This is a genomic window from Ruegeria sp. HKCCD7255 (assembly GCF_013031565.1).
GTDB lineage: Bacteria > Pseudomonadota > Alphaproteobacteria > Rhodobacterales > Rhodobacteraceae > Ruegeria.
This window is the reverse complement of record NZ_WQAG01000006.1, coordinates 1-17607: the sequence shown is the minus strand read 5'-3', so window position 1 is coordinate 17607 and position 17607 is coordinate 1. Positions and strand designations below refer to the sequence as shown.

Annotated in this window: 18 protein-coding genes; 9 read left to right on the top strand and 9 right to left on the bottom strand. The window is 60.1% G+C overall.

The genetic code is table 11. The features are described 5' to 3' along the window. Window positions 1-139: 139 nt before the first annotated feature. Window positions 140-1045: an EamA family transporter RarD gene (gene rarD, locus GOX45_RS12265; protein WP_171101297.1), complete on the top strand. Its 906-nt coding sequence runs from the start codon at window positions 140-142 to the stop codon at window positions 1043-1045. Here the strand turns inward: rarD and GOX45_RS12260 are convergent. Then, complete coding sequence (locus GOX45_RS12260) at window positions 1036-1743, bottom strand: SGNH/GDSL hydrolase family protein (protein WP_171101294.1); 708 nt, start codon at window positions 1741-1743, stop codon at window positions 1036-1038. The genes rarD and GOX45_RS12260 overlap by 10 nt on opposite strands. A 2-nt stretch (window positions 1744-1745) precedes the next feature. Next, entirely contained in the window at window positions 1746-2156 is a 411-nt protein-coding gene (locus GOX45_RS12255) for a nuclear transport factor 2 family protein (protein ID WP_171101292.1), read from the bottom strand. 97 nt (window positions 2157-2253) lie between these two features. On the opposite strand from GOX45_RS12255, the gene GOX45_RS12250 reads away from it, so the two are divergent. Further along, window positions 2254-2901 (top strand): RluA family pseudouridine synthase, encoded by a 648-nt coding sequence (locus GOX45_RS12250; RefSeq protein ID WP_171101290.1) that lies wholly within the window; start codon window positions 2254-2256, stop codon window positions 2899-2901. Between the two features lie 2 nt (window positions 2902-2903). Here GOX45_RS12250 and GOX45_RS12245 read toward each other — a convergent pair whose 3' ends face one another. Then, entirely contained in the window at window positions 2904-3089 is a 186-nt protein-coding gene (locus GOX45_RS12245) for a hypothetical protein (protein WP_171101288.1), read from the bottom strand. Window positions 3090-3193: 104 nt separating this feature from the next. On the opposite strand from GOX45_RS12245, the gene GOX45_RS12240 reads away from it, so the two are divergent. The 4 genes from GOX45_RS12240 to GOX45_RS12225 all read left to right on the top strand — a co-directional run bounded on the left by GOX45_RS12240 (window position 3194) and on the right by GOX45_RS12225 (window position 6193). Continuing rightward, on the top strand, window positions 3194-3886 hold the full coding sequence (locus GOX45_RS12240; RefSeq protein ID WP_171101286.1) for a YafY family protein: 693 nt from the start codon (window positions 3194-3196) through the stop codon (window positions 3884-3886). 118 nt (window positions 3887-4004) lie between these two features. Next, a complete protein-coding gene (locus tag GOX45_RS12235; protein ID WP_171101284.1) occupies window positions 4005-4670 on the top strand; it encodes an OmpA family protein in 666 nt (221 codons plus the stop codon). A 137-nt stretch (window positions 4671-4807) separates the two neighbouring features. Continuing rightward, a complete protein-coding gene (locus tag GOX45_RS12230) occupies window positions 4808-5350 on the top strand; it encodes an NADPH-dependent FMN reductase (RefSeq protein WP_171101282.1) in 543 nt (180 codons plus the stop codon). Window positions 5351-5392: 42 nt separating this feature from the next. After that, on the top strand, window positions 5393-6193 hold the full coding sequence (locus tag GOX45_RS12225) for an acyl dehydratase (RefSeq protein WP_171101280.1): 801 nt from the start codon (window positions 5393-5395) through the stop codon (window positions 6191-6193). On the opposite strand, the gene GOX45_RS12220 is transcribed toward GOX45_RS12225, so the two are convergent. Beyond that, a complete protein-coding gene (locus tag GOX45_RS12220) occupies window positions 6185-7219 on the bottom strand; it encodes an FAD-binding oxidoreductase (protein WP_171101278.1) in 1035 nt (344 codons plus the stop codon). The genes GOX45_RS12225 and GOX45_RS12220 overlap by 9 nt on opposite strands. A gap of 55 nt (window positions 7220-7274) precedes the next feature. Between GOX45_RS12220 and mnmD the strand changes: the two genes are divergently transcribed. Continuing rightward, a complete protein-coding gene (gene mnmD / locus GOX45_RS12215) occupies window positions 7275-7940 on the top strand; it encodes a tRNA (5-methylaminomethyl-2-thiouridine)(34)-methyltransferase MnmD (RefSeq protein ID WP_171101277.1) in 666 nt (221 codons plus the stop codon). Continuing rightward, the gene (locus GOX45_RS12210; protein ID WP_171101275.1) at window positions 7937-8806 is read left to right on the top strand and encodes a DMT family transporter; all 870 of its coding nucleotides are present in this window, start codon (window positions 7937-7939) and stop codon (window positions 8804-8806) included. Before mnmD ends, GOX45_RS12210 begins: the two co-directional genes overlap by 4 nt. On the opposite strand, the gene GOX45_RS12205 is transcribed toward GOX45_RS12210, so the two are convergent. Beyond that, window positions 8780-10753, bottom strand: coding sequence for a lytic transglycosylase domain-containing protein (locus GOX45_RS12205; protein ID WP_171101273.1), 1974 nt, complete (start codon window positions 10751-10753; stop codon window positions 8780-8782). The two genes, GOX45_RS12210 and GOX45_RS12205, sit on opposite strands and share 27 nt — an antisense overlap. 134 nt (window positions 10754-10887) lie before the next feature. Between GOX45_RS12205 and dapA the strand changes: the two genes are divergently transcribed. After that, complete coding sequence (dapA, locus tag GOX45_RS12200) at window positions 10888-11760, top strand: 4-hydroxy-tetrahydrodipicolinate synthase (RefSeq protein ID WP_171101271.1); 873 nt, start codon at window positions 10888-10890, stop codon at window positions 11758-11760. 134 nt (window positions 11761-11894) lie between these two features. On the opposite strand, the gene GOX45_RS12195 is transcribed toward dapA, so the two are convergent. The 4 genes from GOX45_RS12195 to pta all read right to left on the bottom strand — a co-directional run. Next, window positions 11895-12782 carry a DmsC/YnfH family molybdoenzyme membrane anchor subunit gene (locus GOX45_RS12195; protein WP_171101269.1) on the bottom strand — a complete coding sequence of 296 codons (888 nt, stop codon included), beginning with the start codon at window positions 12780-12782 and terminating at the stop codon, window positions 11895-11897. Further along, window positions 12782-13531: a 4Fe-4S dicluster domain-containing protein gene (locus tag GOX45_RS12190; RefSeq protein ID WP_171101267.1), complete on the bottom strand. Its 750-nt coding sequence runs from the start codon at window positions 13529-13531 to the stop codon at window positions 12782-12784. Before GOX45_RS12190 ends, GOX45_RS12195 begins: the two co-directional genes overlap by 1 nt. Before the next feature lie 96 nt (window positions 13532-13627). Next, entirely contained in the window at window positions 13628-16441 is a 2814-nt protein-coding gene (locus GOX45_RS12185) for a molybdopterin oxidoreductase family protein (protein ID WP_171101264.1), read from the bottom strand. Window positions 16442-16527: 86 nt separating this feature from the next. Beyond that, a partial coding sequence (pta, locus tag GOX45_RS12180) for a phosphate acetyltransferase (RefSeq protein WP_371808975.1) occupies window positions 16528-17607 on the bottom strand: 1080 nt, incomplete at its 5' end.

Here is a 17607-nt window from a genome sequence, read left to right as displayed (position 1 = left end):
GAGCCTCGCAAAAGATTGAGCTTCTTTCCTGCCCTTCCTGGAATTGATCAGGATTTGTGAAGGGTGTCTTCACGGTTTCCGCAGTTTTCAAACATGCGTCGATTGCCTAAAGACAGGTTATATCAATCGGAGATCTGCAATGGTCGACGCTGCGACGCAGCCACAAAATACCGATACACCAAAAGGCTTGGCACTTGCGGTGACGGCGTATGTGCTTTGGGGCTTTTTACCGCTGTATATGAAAGCATTGTCTCATGTCGGACCCTATGAGGTTGTGGCGCATCGGATCATCTGGTCGGTGCCGGTGGCAGGTATGTTGCTTATCCTTTTGGGACGCACCAAAGATCTGAAAGCGGCGCTGGGTGATCCGAGGATGTTGGCGATGGCGTGCCTGACGGCGGCGCTTATCTCGGTGAACTGGGCAATCTATGTCTGGGCTGTCACCAGCGGGCATGCATTGGACGCAGCGCTTGGATATTACATCAACCCCTTGTTCAGCATAGCACTCGGCGCGGTTCTTTTGGGTGAAACTCTGAACCGGACGCAGGTGATTGCTGTGGGCCTTGCGGCGCTGGGCGTTCTGGTTCTGATCGTCGAGGCCGGAACGCTGCCCTGGGCCGCCTTGGGAATGATGTTGAGCTGGGGTTTTTATGCCTTTTTCAAACGTTCCTTGCCGATCGGCCCAAATCAGAGCTTTTTGCTGGAGGTTCTGATCCTTCTAATCCCGGCATTGGCCTATGTGAGTTGGTTGACCCTGCAAGGCGAGGGTCATTTCGGAGCAAGTGCAAATGACACGCTGTTGCTGGCCGCGGCCGGTATCGTGACGGCAGTGCCTTTGCTTGTTTACGCAAACGGAGCCAAGCTGGTGCGGTTGTCCACCATTGGTATTCTTCAGTACATCGCGCCGACGATGATTTTCATGACTGCGATTACCCTGTTTGGCGAGAAGATCGATCTGGGGCGGATGATTGCCTTTCCGCTGATCTGGGCGGGCTTGCTGGTCTATTCCATCCCGATGATCCGGCAAATGCGGGCTCAAACCTGAATGAGATGCGCGACCTGTTGTGCCCACAAGTGGTAGGCTCTGGGGCTAGGGTGGTAACCATCAGGTGCTGCGAGTGATGGATCCTCGGGTAGATCCAGCTGCAGGTGGCAGGCTTGGGGAAATTTGGCGATGGCAGTTTTCAAGCCGCGATCCAGCCGCGCAGCCTGTTGTCCCAGCACCCAAGCCAAAGGCTGCGGCAGGGCGGGAAAGCGCTGCATCTCTGGGACGCCAGTGACAATAATGCGTCGTACGGCCATCTTCTTGGTCAAATGCGCCAGCAGTCGCGTCTGATTGCGCTCGAATTCTCGGCGTGAGACAGCGCGGGTCACATCGTTCACACCCAGGGCCGTAACGGCCACGTCGAATGCGTGATCAAGGGTTTGTAACCGCGCCAGCGTGTCCTGGGTTGTGTGGCCCGTGGTCGCCTCGACCCTCCATTCAACCGTATAGCGGGGCGCAAGCGCCGCAACCAACTGCCCAGAGAGTGCCTGCGCCTGAGTACCGGCTCCGACGCCTGCAGCGGAACTGTCCCCTGCGACAAGCAGGCGCAATCGTGGACCGCGGCCCGAGCGGCCAGATCGCATTCCAGTTGGTTCGGGCAGTAAGGAGGCATTCCGGCGCACAAAGAAAGCCTGAGCCAGCAGAACGGGCAGCAGCGGAAGGCGCAGGATCTGATCGGCGGCTATTGGGCCCGGCATGATCAGCTTAGAGCATCTTTGAACTTGAGAAAGCGCGCGTCTTTCATGACCCGCGCCATCATAGCCTCGCGCAGGGCGCCGATCGTTTTGTAGGGACGCATGACCACTTCAAACTCTTGGATCAAACCGTCGTCGTTCAGGGTGATCAGGTCGACGCCAACGGCATCCAATGCACCAACCTTGCACTGAAATTCCAGCGCCCAATCCAGCCCGTCCCCCATGATCCGGCGATAGCGGAAGTCGGAAAACACCTGACCCACATGGCCCAAGACGGCGGCCACCGGTGCGCGACCCGTCCATGTGCTGTAATAGGTGGGCGGTGAAAACCTGACATCCTCGGCCAAAAGCGCATGGATCAGGGCTTCGTCGCCTTTGGCGACGACCTCTTGCATACGGACGATGGTCGGGTGCATGTGTCTCTCCCTTTGATTGGTGTCAGAGTTGCTGAACCCGCGCCTGCAGACAAGGACGACGTTGCGGGAGGAAGCTGCCTGGGTTAGGCAGGCGCGCATGAACGAGCCCTATGATCCTCCTCAGACACCTCTGGACGTGTTGCATGAAGATGCCCAGCTGATCGTTATCAACAAGCCCTCTGGCTTGCTGTCGGTGCCGGGGCGTGGCGCACATCTGGCGGATTGTTTGCTGACGCGTGTGCAAGCGGCATTTCCGCAGGCCTTGTTGGTACATCGTCTGGATCGCGACACGTCGGGCGTGATGGTCTTTGCTCAGACCCCGCATGCGCAGCGGCATCTGGGACTGCAGTTTGAGAACCGGCAGACCCGCAAGACCTATGTGGCGCGGGTCTGGGGGCGTTTAGAACCAAAGGCAGGCACGGTCGATCTGCCGTTGATCGTGGACTGGCCAAACCGGCCACGCCAGATGGTGTGCCAAGAGACAGGCAAAACAGCTGTGACCGATTGGCGTGTGGCGAAATATGAGCCTGAGTCAACGCGCGTGCGCTTGTTTCCCAAGACCGGGCGGTCGCATCAGCTGCGCGTCCATATGCTGGCGCTCGGGCATCCCATTTTGGGCGATCCGTTCTATGCGGAAGGCCCCGCCAGAGCGTTCCCACGCTTGATGCTGCATTCCGAGGAACTGCGTCTGAAGAACCCGGAAGGCGGGGTTGCGATGAAATTCCGCGCTTCTGCGCCGTTCTGATTTTAGTGACCCCATAGCATCTTGAGGTTCCCCAGCGACAGGCGCCATCGGCGCTGTTGCGGTCGGTGCGAAAGGCGTTGGCGGGCGGCGGCCAATTCCCGCTCTACCTCGTATGCGCGCAGGGTGTGATCCTGCGCCCAGCGGTCCAGTTTCAATGTCATCATCACATGATTGTCGCGGCTCGGCATTAGCGGTCTCCTCTATGTATTGGAACAAAGATTGTCGCATCACTGCTGACACCCCCCTGTCAGGGGGGTGTGCTAGACTGTCAGCAGTCTGTAAGGAGATCGATATGCGCCGTTCGACACGACTATTTGAAATCATTCAGATTTTGCGCGCCGCAGACCGGCCTGTCACCGCCGAGGCATTGGCAGAAAAGCTCGAAGTGTCAGTGCGGACTGTCTATCGTGACATCGCAGCGCTTCAGGCGCAGCGGACGCCAATCGAAGGCGAGGCCGGTGTGGGATATCTGATGCGGCGGGGATACGATCTGCCGCCGCTGAATTTTGATGCTGAAGAGGTTGAGGCGCTGTGGGTCGGTCTGTCGATGCTGGCGCGCACGGGTGACAGTACATTGCAACAGGCGGCGGATCGCGTTTGCCGCAAGATCGAGGCTTTGCGGGACCCTGCGGACTGGCTTCAGGTTGCGACCTGGGGCGCTCCGCTGGATGATCCGGCAAAGGGGTGCGTGACGATTGCGACCTATCGTGAGGCTATCCGCGCTGAGCAAAAGTTGCAGCTGACCTATGTCAACGCAGAGGGTGAACGCACGCAGCGGGTCGTGCGCCCGGTGGCGCTGATCTATCACATTGAATGCACCTTGCTGGCCGGATGGTGCGAATTACGCAATGGATTTCGGCATTTTCGGACGGATCGGGTTTGGGGCTGTACACTGATCGACGCGTATTTCTGTGGTCAGGGCCAGGCTTTGCGCAATATCTGGCAGGAACAGGATCGGGAGGATCAGATCACTGGTGCGGCCTGACGGGCAATGTTTCGCCGATCTCAAGCAATTGTTGCTTGAGCCGTGTTACATCAGGCGTGTTATACGTTCTGCAACGAAGCAAACCCGAAAAAACGGGTTCAGGAGCAGAAGGTGCACCATGGCGATTTCCAAGAGTATTTTGACAGCAGGTCTGTGTTCGACCCTTTTTCTGGCAGCCTGTACCGACCCGGGCACGTTGACGGCCCCGGGTGATCCGAACCAGAACGCCAAGCAAGGGGCAGTTTTAGGTGGGTTGATCGGGGCGGGAGTTGGCGCAATCGCCAATGACTCTGATCCGTTGTTGGGCGCTTTGGCCGGTGGGGCCATCGGCGCTGCGGGCGGCGGTCTGATCGGCAACCAACTGGACCGACAGGCAGCTGAGCTGCGTCAGCAGCTGGCCAATGATGGGATCACCATCGTCAACGCTGGCGACCGGCTGATCGTGACTGTGCCCAATGACATCACCTTTGATACTGACAGTGCCACGGTACGCCCGGCTTTGCGCGCGGATCTGGTGAAGGTGGGGCAGAATCTGGTCAACTATCCCAACTCGAACGTTCAGATCATCGGCCATACCGACAGTGACGGCGACGCGTCTTACAACTTTGGTCTGTCCGAGCGCCGTGCCAACGCCGTGGCTGATATTTTGCAGGCCAATGGCGTCAGCTTTTCGCGGATAACCACCGTGGGTCAGGGTGAAAACAACCCGATTGCGTCCAACCTGACCCCGGAAGGCAAGGCGCAGAACCGTCGCGTCGAAATTGTGGTCGTGCCGAACGCCTAAACAGCAGCCGAAAACGCGTTTCCGGGGCCGCAATCTGCGGCCCTTTGCTTTTGCACATTGACTGCGCGCTGGCAGCACTATGGTTCTGTGGCAAGACGGATAAATTGGGTCTGACCCAAAGGATGGAGATTTTCTGAATGTCTGAACCGACCTTGCTGTCCCTGTCGGGCTCGTTGCGCCAGAACGCAACAAATCGCAAACTGCTGCGCGAGGCGGCGCGGCTGTTCGATCCTGGCACCTATATCGAGGCTGATCTGAATTTGCCGCTCTATGATGGTGACCTAGAAGAAGGCCAGGGTGTGCCCGAGAAGGTTCAAGTGCTTGCAGACCAGATTGCGCAGGCGGATGCGGTGATTATCTCGACCCCGGAATACAACAAGGGCCCGTCGGGCGTGCTGAAGAATGCGTTGGATTGGGTCAGCCGCACCAAAGGGCGGCCCTGGGCAGACAAGCCGGTTGCGGTCATGTCCGCTGCGGCTGGGCGCGCAGGAGGGGAACGGGCGCAAATGGTTCTGCGGTCCTATATGGTACCGTTCCAGCCCCGTATCCTTCAGGGCCCCGAGATTCATCTGGCCGACAGTTCCAACGAATTTGATGACCAGGGGCGTTTGTCCAGCGAGCGATATGAAAACGCGTTGCAGACATTGATGCAAAAACTGCGCACCGAGGCTGGTTTCTGATCCACGCTTGCCGCGTCGCCTCACGGGGCCTAGGCTGCGGTCATGACGCAGTCTGAACCCAGTGAAATTCAGCATGACGTGATGGACCCGGCCCGCGCCGCTGCATTGCAGGCCGCGCTTGGGCTGGAGGTTACGGTTGCCGAGGGCTCGCCGTTGCCACCCTTTTTCCACCAGCTGTATTTCTGGTCTCCACAGCCACCGCATCGGTTGGGTCGGGATGGGCATCCCCGCGTGGGCGAGGGGATGATCCCCGACATGGGCTTACCACGGCGGATGTGGGCGGGCGGTCGATTGCAGTTTCACGCCCCCCTTTTGGCGGGCGTTCCGGCCGAGCGGCGTTCGTTCGTCGACAGCACCGAAACCAAGATGGGTCGCTCGGGCCCCCTGGGGTTCGTGATCCTGCGCCATGCCATCTGGCAGGCGGGCGCGGTACGTGTCACCGAATGGCAGGATCTGGTCTACCGCGAAGATGCCTTGGGCACCGCGCCCGAACCGCCTGTTGCGCGAACGGACGAGACAGACAGTCGGCAGGTCGAGTTCAGTACAACGCTGCTCTTTCGCTATTCGGCGCTGACATTCAACGGTCACCGCATTCACTATGACGCCGATTATGCAAAGGATGTTGAAGGCTATGAGGGTCTGGTCGTGCATGGCCCGCTATTGGCGCAGCATCTGATGCTGTTTGCGACCGAGTTGATGGGGCCGCTGACGCAGTTTCTGTTTCGCGCCTCGTCACCGCTTATGCATTTTCAGTCCGCGACCTTGTGTCGAAACGGGGATGAATTCTGGGTGCGTGGCCCGGATGGGCGGCAGTGCATGTTGGCCATCGCGCAATCAGAGTGAGGCTTCGGGCCTGAAATCTTCGGGGATCGCATCTTTGCCGTCCAGAACCAGATGCGCCATCACCTCGGCCACCTTGGGGGCCATGCCAAACCCGATCTTGAAACCGCCATTTGCGATGAACTGACCGGGATACAAAGGGTGTGCACCCAGCATCGGGGCGCGGCTTTTGCTGCGCGGGCGTACTCCCGCCCAACGCTCGATGACCTCGGCCCCGTGCAGCAACGGAACCGCCTGCATGGCGCGTTCGATGACCGTGTCCAACGCGTCATCGGTGCTTTGCGGGTCGTCATAGTCACGCTCTGAGGTCGATCCGATAGCCAAACTGCCGTCCGCATGAGGCACAAAATGGATCGCGTCGGCAAAGATCTGCGGCACGCACCCGGCGTCAAAGCGCAAAAGCGCCGCCTGACCTTTGACCCCGTTGCCGACCGTCTTGCCAAAATGCTGGCTCAGCTCTTGCAACCCGGCAAGGCCAGTGGCGTGGATGATGTGCCCGGCATCAGGGGCCTCGGCCACCACCTCAACCCCCATCACGGTCAACGCCGCAACCAGCGCAGCGCAGGCACGGCGCGGGTGCATGCGGGCCGACAACGTATCGAGAATGATATATCCCGTCGGGCTGGGCGGCGACCACGCGCCCAAATCCTCTGCCGCAACCACGCGCCAATCGGCCTTGCCCTGCCACAGGGTTGCGGCGGTTTCGGCTCGTGCCCGCGCCAGCCCAAGCGCGCGCGCATCCGCAATCGGTTGAAGCCGCCCAAGACGCCCGTAGCCGGCCGAGACACCGCCTGTCTCTTCGACCTGCTGCCAGAAGGATTCGGCCATGATAAGGCTTTCGAACTGAAAGGCTTTCTTGGCGTTCCAGTTCTCGGGCACATGCGGGGTCAAAGCGCCGACCAAACCGCCACTGGAGCCCGCGCCCGGGCCAAAGGGGTCGACCACTCGAACCCGGGCCCCGCGCCGGGCACAGGTCCAGGCGATGGACAGGCCAAAGATACCCGCGCCCCGCACCGTCACATCGACCATTGCCAAACCCCTTTTCCTTGTTCAGTGTCGCGCCGCTTAGCTACAGGATTACCCGATGGCAGACCAGCATGCCGAATTGTCGTGGAAAGAGGATCGGATCCCCGTATCGGATCGGTTCGACGACCCCTATTTCTCGTTGCAGAACGGATTAGAGGAAACGCGGCACGTCTTTCTGGCGGGCAATGATCTGCCAGCGCGTTTTGAACCCGGCTTCCATATTGCCGAGCTGGGCTTTGGCACCGGATTGAACATGCTGACCGCCTGGTCAGCGTGGGAGAGCTCGGGCCAGACCGGTGCCTTGCACTTCACCAGTTTCGAGGCCCTCCCGATGGCCCCGGTCGACATGGCCCGCGCTTTGCAGGCCTTTCCCGAATTACAGCCTTGGAGCGCAAGGTTTCTGGGCGCATGGAAAAGTGGGACCTGCGATCTGGGAACGCTCAGGCTCACGGTCATTGAAGGCGACGCGCGGCAGCAATTGCCAGCTTGGTCAGGTCAAGCCGATGCGTGGTTTCTGGATGGATTTTCCCCGGCCAAGAACCCCGAGCTTTGGGGCGAGGACCTGATGCAGCAGGTCTATGGTCACACGCGGGCCAAAGGGACGGCGGCCACATATACAGCGGCGGGGTTTGTGCGCCGGGGGTTGCAGGATGCAGGCTTTGCCGTCACCCGCAGCCCGGGTTATGGGCGTAAACGGCACATGACCCAAGCGGTCAAGCCATGACGCAGCAAAACAACGTCAGCGCCGGTATCGCCCTGATGATCGGGGCGACGGTCGTCTTTGCGCTGCAAGACGGTATCTCGCGCCATCTGGCGGGGACGTATAACACCTACATGGTGGTGATGATCCGCTATTGGTTCTTTGCGGCTTTTGTCATTGCGTTGGCGATGCGCCGACAAGGTGGGCTGCGTGCCACCGCCAGCACCAGACAGCTGGGTTTGCAAATCACGCGGGGTGTGTTGCTGGCGGGTGAGGTCTGTGTGGCGGTCTATGCCTTTACCATATTGGGGCTGATCGAAAGCCAGGCGGTGTTCATCTGCTATCCGCTTTTGGTCGCCGCGCTGAGCGGGCCCATTTTGGGCGAAAAGGTGGGCTGGCGGCGCTGGGCCGCGATTGGTGTCGGTTGCGTTGGCGTTCTGATCATCCTTCAACCCGGCATGGGTGTCTTTAACCCCTGGGCGGTGATCCCCCTGATCTCGGCCTTGATGTTTGCCGTCTATGGCCTTCTGACCCGCTATGCAGCGCGCCGGGACAGCACCACCACCAGCCTGTTCTGGACCGGCATCGCCGGAGCCATCGCCATGACCACAATAGGCCTATGGTTTTGGGAGCCGATGGTTCCCGCAGATTGGCTGTGGATGGGTCTGTTAAGCGTGTTGGGCGTTCTGGGGCATTGGCTGCTGATCAAATGCTATGACATGGCCGAAGCCAGCGCCGTTCAACCTTTTGCCTATTTTCACCTGCTCTGGAGCGCAATTCTGGGGATCACTATCTTCCACGAAGTGCTGCGACCGGCAGTGATCGCAGGCGCAGCTTTGGTCATCGCCGCTGGTCTTTTCACCCTATGGCGCGAACGCCGCCAAGGTTGAGCCGGTCAGTTCCTGCGAAAAGGGAACGGGCAAGGCAGGTTTACCCAGACGCGCGCGGTAGACCGGCAGGCTTTCGGCCACTCGCATGACATAGTTTCGGGTTTCCGAGAACGGAATGAACTCGATCCAGTCGACGATATCCACCGCACCCGCACGCGGGTCACCAAAGCGCTGCATCCACGAGATCGGACGTCGCGGGCCGGCGTTGTAACCGGCGGCCATCATGACAACGTTCCCGTTGAAATCTGCAGCAAGGCTGGCCAGATAATTCGCCCCAAGCTTGGCATTGTATTCCCAATCCGAGGTCAATCGCCCGGTTTTGTGACGGCTGAGGATGCCCAACTCACCCGCGACCAGCTTGGCTGTGGCTGGCATGACTTGCATCAACCCCCGCGCGCCCGCACCGCTGATCACAACAGGATCAAACTCGCTTTCGCGTCGCGCAATGGCCAGCGTCATTTCCTCGGCCATCGGCAGGCTCAGATCGGCCACCGGGTGAACCGGATAATAAGCTGCGGGCAGAACAATGCCCGTCCGTGCCGCGCGCTTGGCAATCATCACCGCCAAATGTGGTTCTTTGAGTTCCAAAGCCACGTCGCCAAGCTGCTCGGCTGAGATCTGATCAAGCTCTTCAACCAGATGGGTCAGAAACCGCTCTGCCAGATTGTCCTCTCCGGCCCGTTGCAGCAACAGACCGGCCTCCAACACGCTTGAATCGGCGAACTTGGCCTGTTTCCAGTGCGGTGCACGGCGTGGATTGGCCAGCGCCGGATCAAAGGGGCGTCCGATCTCTTCAGCCGCCAAAAGGCCATAGAACGACGTCTGATAATCCGCGCCCATCGCATAGGCGTCGTAGGCCTTTTCCGCATCGCCCTGCGCGGCATAGGCACGGCCCAGCCAATACCCACCCCGACCCTTCGAGATCGGCGAGGCTACCGCATCCGAAAAATTCTGGAAATGTCGCACTGCTGTCGCCGGGTCATTCAACCGTCGCAGTGCCAGGAACCCGGCCAGCCATTCCAGATCCGCATAGGCATAACCCATTTCCGGGGTCATGTGGTGATTGGCGGCGACCTCATAGGCACGACTGTACTTGCCACTCCGCATCTCCAGGCGGGCCAAACGACGCCGACCCTCGGCCCATTTGTCCGGCTCGCCCAGTGCTTGCGGCCCTGTGGAGCGCGCCAGCATCAGATCAATGGCGCTGTCATCCAGCTCTTTCCGATCGCGCCAGACAAAACGGTCAAACGCCAGGCCCGGAGAGGATTTCAGAGCTTTCGGAACCGCCGCGACCTTGCCATCAACACCGGGCTGCCGTTTCTGCAAGGCAATCCGGGCCTCGGCCAGTTTGCGCTGATCGGAACTGACCAAGGGCAACATCTGCCCCGCGCTGACCAAGTGGTTATCCCACAACATCCGGTCCAGGCGCGCCTCGTGATGCGGTTTCAAGAGCGTGCTGAAATTCTCGATATAGTTCTTTTGCAAACCGGCCCCCATGGGCATGGTCCGCCACGCGGTAACGATGTCGGCTTCGGCATCGCCGCGTCGGCCCTTGGCCAGCAACGCCACAGCATAGTTCAGCGCGCCTTCTGCCGTTTGCGGTGGGGTGTCTGCATAGAATGCGATTACGCGGTCAGGATCGCCATTGGTGAAGGCCGGTTCGCTCTTCCGGCGCAGCCAGGCCAGCCCGGGCCAATCCGGGCGGCGCTCCAGAAAGACCAACACATCGCCCGAGCTGCCAAACCCTTCGCGCAGCCAATGCCAGACAATAATGTCACGCGAAACCGATCCGCGTTTGCCTGAAACGCGCAGGGCTGCGTTCCAGTCCCCCTTGCGCATCTCGGACAGCCCGGCCCGCAAATCCCCCACCGCATCCGCGCGCGCGGGCTGGGACAGCGTGGTTGCCAACATAATCACTGCCGTCAAAACGGCCAGAAAGCGTGTCATCCCTTGCATTTCCTAACCAACCAAGGATAGAGCCATTCAGGATAGACCTTGCGCCGCCGGGATCAACTCACAATGGCAAGACCAGCGGCGGCACAGACGTAATTTTGCAACCCGCACCTCAAGGAGCGCGACCCATGTTCAAAGGCTCGATGCCAGCCCTCGTCACCCCGTTCAGCAACGGCGAGTTGGACCTGGACACGCTCAAACACTTGGTGGAATGGCAGATTCAAGAAGGCTCGACCGGGCTGGTTCCTGTTGGCACCACCGGAGAGAGCCCAACGCTCAGCCATGATGAGCATGAGACCGTGATCGCCGAGGTCGTGAAGGCCGCAGCAGGCCGGGTTCCGGTGATCGCCGGGGCAGGGTCGAACAACACTGTTGAAGCGATCCGATTCGTTCAGTTCGCGCAAAAGGCGGGTGCTGCTGCGGCCCTCGTCGTGACGCCCTATTACAATAAGCCGACGCAGAAAGGCCTGATCGCGCATTTTCAGGCGCTGCATGACTGCGCGGATATTCCGATCATCATTTACAACATCCCCGGACGCTCGGTTATCGACATGACGCCGGCGACGATGGGTGAATTGGCAAAGCTGCCGCGCATCGTCGGCGTCAAGGATGCCACTGGCGATCTGGCCCGCGTCAGCCAGCAGCGCGCCACGTGCGGTCCTGATTTCTGCCAGTTGTCGGGTGAAGACGCCACGGCGTTGGGCTTCAACGCCCATGGCGGCGTCGGCTGTATCTCGGTCACGGCCAACGTGGCCCCGAAACTCTGCGCCGAATTCCAGCAGGCCACGCTCGATGACGATTATGCCAAAGCGCTGGCCTATCAGGACAAACTGATGCCTCTGCACGAAGCGATCTTTATCGAACCCGGCTTGGTCGGCGCCAAATACGCGCTCAGCAAACTGGGTCTGTGCAGCACCGAAGTCCGTTCCCCTCTGACCGAGCTGGAAGACAGCACCACAGCGGCTATTGATGCCGCGATGTCGCATGCTGGGTTGATCTGAATCCATCTGATCCAACAGGTTAGGGCGGCCTCGATCCCGAGCGCCGCCCTTTTTTATTGGCAGGATCCAAACTTCATCTGGCCCAAAATATCCCGGGGGAGGCGCGGCTTGCCGCGGCTGGGGCAGAGCCCCCTTCAGCGTTTTCCGTAGTAGAGGCCAACAACATGCTCGGCCTGCGCGAAGAACAGCCATCGCGAGACCATGGCCCCGGCCAGATGTGATGCCACCGCAAGAAGCACAAGGAAATGCTTAATCACAACCCCCGAAGCGGGGATCAGGATCAGCAGCAGGGGCAGGACAAAGGCCAGCGCAAAAGCGATCATGCGCAGCTTTTGGGCGTGCTTGCGTCCGACGACGTGCACGAACTCGCGCAGCAGATAGTTGGTTCCGGTATGAGGCGGCTCAAAGGCACGCACGTCGCCACGCAGGCCCAAGCCGGTGGCAGTGCCCAGAGTGGTGCCGGACCGTGCGAAAGCGCCGTCGCCCTTGGCCCAATAGGCCAGTTGAATGGCACCGGCGATGGCGAGCAGCCAAGGCGCCAAGGCCTCGGCACCAGACAGCAGCGCACCACCTGCAAGGCTGAAAGACAGGAACATCGCGGGCGTCAGCTCCATGTTCCAACGCGGAATGGTCTTGAGCTGGGTGTAGATCATCGAGGTGGTGAACACGGTGGCTAGGCTAAAAAGCGCACCGATCCAGCCCAGCAGGTTCCAGTGGCTGCCCAGGAACACGGCGCCCAGCGCATAGAGCCCCATGACCACCAATGCCACCACGGCACAGACGCCTTCGCGGCTGAGCCAGCTGGATTTCCATTGGGTGAATGCTTTCCAGGCCCGTTCGGGATGGCCGAGGTGAAAGGTCGAGGCCAAAAGGCCGCCGACAGCCAGCGCATAGGCGATGACGTAGAAGATAAAGGCTACAAAACCGGTCACGGCGGGCTGTCCGAGGCCCAGAAAGAACAGCAGGCCAAAGCCCAGACCAGACAGGGTGGTGAAGATGATAACGGAAGGTGCGGGATGCATCAGATTTTCTCCAGCGTCTTGTCGAGCCAGCCCAAAAAGCCTTTCGGCTCTTCTGCGACGGGCGCCAGCAACGGGGCCAGGATATCGATCTGGTCTTCGACCGTGTCCTTGGGGCGCGGCGGCAGGTATTTGTTGACGGGTTTGGTGCCCATCTCGGGCATCAGGTCCATACCGTCCCGTTCAGCCACCAGCTTGCTGACATCGCTGTCGGGATCGCCCAGATCACCAAAGTGGCGCGCGCCCGCGGGGCAGGTGCGCACGCAAGAGGGTACCCGGTCGACCTCGGGCAGGTTTTCGTTGTAGATTCGGTCGACACAGAGGGTGCATTTCTTCATCACCCCTTCGGCCATGTCCAGTTCGCGGGCACCATACGGGCAGGACCAGGCACAAAGCCCGCAGCCGATACAGTCGCTTTCATTGACCAGAACGATCCCGTCCTCGACCCGCTTGTAACTGGCCCCGGTGGGGCAGACGGTGACGCAGGGCGCGTCCTCGCAATGCAGGCAGGATTTGGGGAAGTGGATCAGTTGGGCATGACCGTCGGCGGGCTGCACTTCGTAGGAATGCACACGGTTGAGGAAGGTGCCTGACGGGTTCCCGCCATAGGCATCCTGATCCGAGAGAGGCGCGCCGTAGTTTTCAGTGTTCCAGCCTTTGCAGGAAATCACGCAAGCATGGCAGCCGACGCAGGTGTCCAGGTCGATGACCAGACCCATCTTGCGCTCGGTGGATTGGGGAAGTTGGGTCATGTCAGGAAGTCTCCGCTATGGTGAGCGGGGCCGGAGCGAGGGGCCAGGCCCTCGCGCTCCCCGAGGTTTTTTGAACAGGAGAAAGGCAGATCAGGGTCATTTGCCCACCTTCCAAGCCAGATCCTTGGGCCCAGTACCTACCGGAGACTTGATCGGGCCAAATTCGGGTTGGCTTTCCACATCCGCCGGAGCAGCAGCCTTTTCGATTTTGACCTTGAGGTCGAACCAGGCGGCCTGGCCGGTGATCGGGTCGGAGTTGGCCCAGCGCATACCATCGCCCTTGGACGGCAGAAGCTCGTGGATCAGGTGGTTCAGTAGGAAGCCTTTGGTGGCCTCGGGCGCGTCTTCTTGCAGAGCCCAGGCGCCTTTGCGTTTGCCGATAGCGTTCCAGGTCCAGACGGTGTTGTCGTTCAGCGCCGCCATCTCCATGACCGGGACGGTGATTTCACCATGCGGTGAGGTCACTTTGGCCCAGTCGCCATCTTTCAACCCGTGTTCGCGCATCAGTTTGGTCGGCACATAAAGCGGGTTGCGTCCGTGCAGTTGCCGCAGCCAGGCGTTCTGGGTGCCCCAGCTGTGATACATCGCCATCGGGCGTTGGGTCAGCGCGTTGACCGTGAAGCCTTCGTTGCCCTGCTGGTCGGTTTCATACCAGATCGGCAGCGGGTCCATCTTGTCCTTGATCCGCTGGCGCAGATGTTCGGGGGGCTGGCGGTCGCCATGACCCTCGGCGGCCAGCTGGAATTTGCGCATCGGTTCGGAGTAAAGCTGGAACAAATAGGGCTGTGGGCTGTCATAGATGCCCATACCCACAGCCCAATCCTGATAAGCTGTGTTCCAGGGTTTGTAGTAATCCGCACCTTCAGGGATATGGGCCACGTAGAAGCCGCCATTTTCGATATAGCGGTCGAGTTGGTCGGGATTGACCTCGCCTCGGCCTTCCTTGTCGCCGTTTTCACCCCGGAACCCTGCCAGCGGGCCGATGCCCGGGCGGCGTTCATGGTTGACGATATAGTCGGCATAGTCTTTCCATTTCGGGTTGCCGTCTTCGTCGACAAAGCCGGGCAGGCTCATCCGGTTGGCCAGTTCGATCAGCACCGATTGGAACCCGCGCACGTCGCGGTCGGGTTCTATCACCGGCCAACGGATGGCGTCAGCAGCCGCGTCGGCTTCGCAGATCGGACGATCGAGCAGCGAGATGCAGTCATGCCGTTCGAGATAGGTGGTGTCAGGCAGGATCAGGTCGGCATAGGCAACCATTTCCGACGAATAGGCATCCGAGTAGATGATGTTCGGGATTATATAATTGCCATCATCATCCTTGGCGGTCAGCATCTCCATCACGCCCTTCGTATTCATGGACGAGTTCCACGACATGTTCGCCATGTACATGAACAGCGTGTCGATCTTGTAGGGATCACCAGCCGCCGCGTTCGAGATCACCATATGCATCAGCCCGTGGGCAGACATCGGGTTTTCCCAGGTGAAGGCCTTGTCGATGCGAATGGGGTTGTTGTCGTCGTCCAGCAACAGATCATCGGGACCGCGCGGGAAGCCCAGATGCGGCCCGTTCAGCGGGCGGCCGGGACGGCGGTCCCCATGCGGGGTGGGGTGCGCTTCGACCGGTTTGGGGTAGGGCGGTTTGAAGCGGAAGCCGCCGGGCACTTCGACCGAGCCCAACAGGATTTGCAACACATGCAGAGCGCGGCAGGTCTGGAATCCGTTGGCATGGGCCGACACGCCGCGCATCGAGTGGAAGCTGACCGGACGCCCGATCATCTTGCTGTGTTTTTCACCACGGAAATCTGTCCATTCATGGTCCAGTTCGATGGCTTCGTCAAAGGCGACGCGGGCGATTTCGGCGGCGATGGCGCGGATCCGCTCGGCAGAGATGCCACAGCGCTCGGCCACAGCTTCGGGTGCGTGCTCGTCGCTGAGGTATTTCTCGGCCATCAGATGGAAAACTGGGCGGTGGGTGACACCGTCTTTGTCGTAGGTTGCCGACAGGTCGGGGCGCACACCGGGTTTGTCGAACGCGGTCGGTTCGCCGGTGGCGCGGTCGATCACCAGCGGTTTGCCGTCTGCATCGCGCAGGAACAGACCCTTTTCCGGCCCTTCTCCGGCATTCACCAGAACCGGAGCGTTGGTGTAGCGGCTGAGATAGTCGAGGTCGATCTTGCCCGCCTTCATCAGCACATGGATCAGAGACAGGATGAACAACCCGTCCGTGCCGGGCGTGATACCGACCCAGTCATCAGCCACAGCGTTATAGCCCGAGCGGATAGGGTTCACGCCAATCACCCGCGCACCACGCGCCTTGATTTTGCCGATGCCCATCTTGATCGGGTTGCTGTCATGGTCTTCGGCCACACCGAACAGCATGAACAGTTTGGTGTGGTCCCAATCGGGCTGACCAAACTCCCAAAACGCGCCGCCCATCGTATAGATGCCACCCGCGGCCATGTTGACCGAGCAGAAGCCGCCATGGGCTGCATAGTTCGGGGTGCCGAAATTCTGCGCCCAGAAGCTGGTGAAGCTTTGGCTTTGGTCGCGACCGGTGAAAAAGGCCAGCTTTTGCGGTGCGGTTTCGTGCAGTTCGTGCATCCAGCCAACAGCGGTGCTGATGGCTTCGTCCCACTCGATCTCGCGGAACTCGCCCGATCCGCGAGGGCCGACCCGGCGCAGCGGTTTACGCAGGCGGGACGGGGCGTTGACCTGCATGATCCCGGCGCTGCCTTTGGCGCACAGCACACCTTTGTTGACCGGATGGTCCCGGTTGCCTTCGATATAGGCAACCTTTCCGTCTTTCATGTGGACGTTGATGCCACAGCGGCATGCGCACATGTAGCAGGTCGTCTTGCGAACCTCGTCGGAAACTTTGGGAGAGGTGTCAATTACTGGCTGGTTCATATGTGCCCCTGTCGCTTGTGACCCAATTATTCCCATAAATTGCGGAAAACCGGAATGCTTGTTGTCTGTTATTCTAAGGCTCTAGGCTAATTTCCTGAATTCAATTGCTGCGCCTGAACGATGGTCACCGCAATCATGTGCAGGACATCCTCGGCAGAGCAGCCTCGCGACAGATCGTTTGCAGGCTTGGCAAGCCCTTGCAGGACGGGCCCAATGGCCTCGGCCCCACCGATCCGTTGCGCGATCTTGTAGCCGAGGTTGCCGGCATTCAGATTTGGGAAGACGAACACATTCGCCTGGCCGCTGACCGGTGAATCCGGTGCCTTTTTCGCGGCAACTTCAGGTACAAAGGCCGCGTCGAACTGCATTTCACCGTCAATCAGCAGCGATGGGTCCGCCGTGCGGGCGATTTTTGTCGCTTCGACGACCTTTTCCACCTCGGGATGTTTCGCGCTGCCCATGGTCGAGAAAGACAGCATCGCAACCCGGGCGGTATCGCCGGTCAATGCCGTGTAGGAATGGGCCGAGGCGCGCGCGATTTCGGCCATTTCATTCGCGTTGGGATCCACGACCAGGCCACAATCAGCAAAGACATAGGCGCCTTTGACCGGGTGATGATCCTGGCAGAACAGCATCAGAAAGAATGACGACACCATTTTTGCACCCGGCGCGGTGCCGATGATCTGCAACGCCGTGCGCACTGTGTCAGATGTGGTTTCCACCGCACCACCAACGGTGCCATCCGCAACTCCATGCCGCACCAGAAGCGCGGCATAGACCAATCGGTTGGTGACCTGCTCCTGCGCCACCTCAAGGGTCATGCCCTTGTGTTTGCGCAGCTCAACCAGAAGCTCTGCAAGCTCGGACCGCAGCGGCGATGTAACCGGGTCGTGGATGGTGATCCGGTCTGAATCATATCCTTCATGGGTATCCAGCAGGGCCTTAACCTTGGCCTGATCGCCCACCAGAATGGTTTTGCCCAGCCCTTCTTTGGCGGCAAGAACGGCACCTTTGACAACGCGTGGATCATCGCCCTCGGAAAGAGCGATGATCTTGTCAGAAGTCGCAGCCGACCCCAGAATGGCGCGCAGAGCTTCCACGGAGTTACGCCCCGACCTGTGTGCGCATGTCGTCTTTGCTGATGCCTGCGACGGCGACGGGTTTTT

Excerpts from the sequence above, each read along its gene's own strand:
- GOX45_RS12230 (WP_171101282.1), top strand. The coding sequence starts at position 4,808 with ATGTCTGAACCGACCTTGCTGTCCCTGTCGGGCTCGTTGCGCCAGAAC.
- GOX45_RS12195 (WP_171101269.1), bottom strand. The coding sequence starts at position 12,782 with ATGCATCCCGCACCTTCCGTTATCATCTTCACCACCCTGTCTGGTCTG.
- GOX45_RS12205 (WP_171101273.1), bottom strand. The coding sequence starts at position 10,753 with ATGACACGCTTTCTGGCCGTTTTGACGGCAGTGATTATGTTGGCAACC.
- GOX45_RS12245 (WP_171101288.1), bottom strand. The coding sequence starts at position 3,089 with ATGCCGAGCCGCGACAATCATGTGATGATGACATTGAAACTGGACCGC.
- GOX45_RS12255 (WP_171101292.1), bottom strand. The coding sequence starts at position 2,156 with ATGCACCCGACCATCGTCCGTATGCAAGAGGTCGTCGCCAAAGGCGAC.
- mnmD (WP_171101277.1), top strand. The coding sequence starts at position 7,275 with ATGGCAGACCAGCATGCCGAATTGTCGTGGAAAGAGGATCGGATCCCC.
- GOX45_RS12260 (WP_171101294.1), bottom strand. The coding sequence starts at position 1,743 with ATGCCGGGCCCAATAGCCGCCGATCAGATCCTGCGCCTTCCGCTGCTG.
- GOX45_RS12250 (WP_171101290.1), top strand. The coding sequence starts at position 2,254 with ATGAACGAGCCCTATGATCCTCCTCAGACACCTCTGGACGTGTTGCAT.
- GOX45_RS12210 (WP_171101275.1), top strand. The coding sequence starts at position 7,937 with ATGACGCAGCAAAACAACGTCAGCGCCGGTATCGCCCTGATGATCGGG.
- GOX45_RS12225 (WP_171101280.1), top strand. The coding sequence starts at position 5,393 with ATGACGCAGTCTGAACCCAGTGAAATTCAGCATGACGTGATGGACCCG.
- GOX45_RS12185 (WP_171101264.1), bottom strand. The coding sequence starts at position 16,441 with ATGAACCAGCCAGTAATTGACACCTCTCCCAAAGTTTCCGACGAGGTT.
- GOX45_RS12235 (WP_171101284.1), top strand. The coding sequence starts at position 4,005 with ATGGCGATTTCCAAGAGTATTTTGACAGCAGGTCTGTGTTCGACCCTT.
- GOX45_RS12220 (WP_171101278.1), bottom strand. The coding sequence starts at position 7,219 with ATGGTCGATGTGACGGTGCGGGGCGCGGGTATCTTTGGCCTGTCCATC.
- dapA (WP_171101271.1), top strand. The coding sequence starts at position 10,888 with ATGTTCAAAGGCTCGATGCCAGCCCTCGTCACCCCGTTCAGCAACGGC.
- GOX45_RS12240 (WP_171101286.1), top strand. The coding sequence starts at position 3,194 with ATGCGCCGTTCGACACGACTATTTGAAATCATTCAGATTTTGCGCGCC.
- GOX45_RS12190 (WP_171101267.1), bottom strand. The coding sequence starts at position 13,531 with ATGACCCAACTTCCCCAATCCACCGAGCGCAAGATGGGTCTGGTCATC.
- rarD (WP_171101297.1), top strand. The coding sequence starts at position 140 with ATGGTCGACGCTGCGACGCAGCCACAAAATACCGATACACCAAAAGGC.